The sequence below is a fragment of the Methylobacterium sp. J-048 genome, assembly GCF_022829515.1.
Lineage (GTDB): Bacteria > Pseudomonadota > Alphaproteobacteria > Rhizobiales > Beijerinckiaceae > Methylobacterium.
Genome location: NZ_JAKSYL010000064.1, coordinates 1 through 2243 on the forward strand (window position 1 = coordinate 1; position 2243 = coordinate 2243).

Consider the following 2243-nt stretch of genomic DNA (forward strand, 5'->3'; position numbering starts at 1 on the left):
CCAAGATCGAAGCCATCTGTTTTGGAAATATCGGCAACGATACCGTTTCGGTTGTCCGATAACGAGGAAGGCACGGTCATCCGTCGAGGTAACGATCGCTTAAGGCTTGGCATGCCACGGTTGGATGCGGAGGGAATACAGCAAGGTACGCGATGTCTCTGCTTCCCCGGCTGGTTCGTCCGTTCCGCTCTGCCCGCACTTGGATCGCACTCGGCGTACTGGCTCCAGTCGGCATGCTGGCTGCATCCGGCATAATGCTGCTGGATCTGCGGCAGGACGCTTGGGATAAGGCCGAGCAGACATCCAGAAACCTCTTGCAGGTCCTAGAGCGCGACGTAGCCCGCAACGTCGAGATGTATGATCTCTCGATCCAAGCCGCGGTCGACAACCTTAGGACGCCAGGGCTCGCAGAACTAACTCCGGAGCTACGCCAGCTCATCCTGTTCGATCGCGCCGCCACCGCCCGCGACATGGGGGTGATGATCGTCATCGATGAGCACGGCGGCATCGTCGCCGACATCGATGCCGTCCCACCGCGCAAGGGCCACTACTCGGATCGCGAGTACTTCCAGGTCCATAAAGGGCGGGCCGGCCTCGGCCTTCACATCGGGCGTCCGATCGTCTCGCGCCTGACCGGGGAACGGATGCTGCCCTTCAGCCGCCGCATCAACAAACCCGACGGCACCTTCGGGGGCGTGGTTCTGGGCAGCGTGAAGCTGTCCTACTTCACGCGGCTGTTCAGTCAGATCGCGCTCGGGCGGGACGGCGCGATCAACCTGTACCTGCGCGACGGCACACGGGTGATGCGCCAGCCCTTCGTCGAGGCCGACATTGGCGCCAACATCGCTGGCGCCCCAACCTTCCAAGGGTTCTTGCGTCAGAACAGCGGCAGCTTCGTCCATACCTCGGTCCGGGACGGCATCGAGCGGCACTACACCTTCACGCGCGTCGGCGACTTGCCGCTGATCCTTAACATCGCCTTATCGACCGACGAGATCGAGGCGGAGTGGCGCGTGAAGGCCCTCGTCATCGGCGGCATCGTGCTGGTGCTCTGCGGTGTCACGATCGCCCTGTCGCTTCTGTTTGGGCGCGAACTGCACCGCCGTGAAGCGATGCAGAGCGAGCTCGAAAGGCTGTCGCTGACCGACACCTTGACCCGTCTTCCCAATCGCAGAGCCTTCGAGCACGCCGGTGCCCGGGCCTGGGAAAGCGCCCGACACAACAGCAAGTCGCTGTCGCTGCTCATCGTCGACGCCGATCACTTCAAACGCTTCAACGACCGCTATGGCCACCAGGTCGGGGATGAGGTCCTGCAAGGTTTGGCACGCTGCCTTTCGGCCAGTGTGCACCGGCCTAACGACCTCGTCTGCCGGGTCGGCGGCGAGGAGTTTGCTATTCTCCTGCCAAATACGGACGAGGCAGGGGCTCTTCGCATCGCGGAGAAGGTTCACACCGAGGTATCGACCCTGGCGATCGGATCAGCTGGCATCACGGCTGGGGTTATCACGGTCAGCATAGGGCTCGCCGCCGGCGCGCCGAACGGCACGGCATTATCTGCGCTTGCGGATTTGTATCGTCTCGCCGATGCCGCACTCTACGAAGCCAAAACAAGTGGTCGCAATCAGACCCGTTGTGCGGGACAGCAGTGCGTTCCGGCAATCCCACCCAGACTGAAACTCGTGTGCACCTCGTAGACGCAGCAGAAGTCTCCAGCCGTTGAGTTTGGCCATGGGCCGGCGCCTGCGGTGTTCAGTTCCCCCGTCGCACCGACCCTCACGCGACTGCCCGGCCGAGGCTTCACGGGCGCCCTGCGGGGAACTGGCCCGGAGAACGCCTGTCGTCGCGAGCTTGCCCGCCGCACGCTTTGCGGTGTCGCGAACGCCTCGGGCGCACTGACGGGAAGAGAGGGTCCTGTAGCAGGCGCTAGGGAGGCTGTCGCCGCGTCGGCATGACTATCAGCCTGGGCCTTAGCGCGACTGCGCCGGAGAGGCCGCACCGAGTATCGAGGGGGGAAGACCTCGGTGTTGCTCCGCCGGCGCTCGGCTCACGGCCGGTCGCTGCGGGTATGGTGAGACGGGGTGGTTAACAGCCCCCGCACATCACCCCACTACTGCTACTGCCTTAAGTGTGCTGCATATCAGAGGGGACTTTGCCGCCGTTCTCGGCGAGCTTCTGAACCACCTGCTTGTGCAGCCAGACGTTCATCGTAGCCGAGTCGTCCTTGTCGCCGGTGTAGTGCAGTT

At 63.4% G+C, this 2243-nt stretch carries 2 protein-coding genes; one reads left to right on the forward strand and one right to left on the reverse strand.

Annotation, left to right across the window (positions count from 1 at the left end; all coding sequences use genetic code 11):
• Positions 1-152: 152 nt before the first annotated feature.
• Positions 153-1694 carry a sensor domain-containing diguanylate cyclase gene (locus MKL09_RS03625; protein ID WP_244018042.1) on the forward strand — a complete coding sequence of 514 codons (1542 nt, stop codon included), beginning with the start codon at positions 153-155 and terminating at the stop codon, positions 1692-1694.
• Positions 1695-2121: 427 nt separating this feature from the next.
• Here the strand turns inward: MKL09_RS03625 and MKL09_RS03630 are convergent.
• A partial coding sequence (locus tag MKL09_RS03630; RefSeq protein ID WP_244018044.1) for a DUF3597 family protein occupies positions 2122-2243 on the reverse strand: 122 nt, incomplete at its 5' end.

Coding starts and splice junctions, on each gene's coding strand:
- MKL09_RS03625 (WP_244018042.1), top strand. CDS start 153: ATGTCTCTGCTTCCCCGGCTGGTTCGTCCGTTCCGCTCTGCCCGCACT.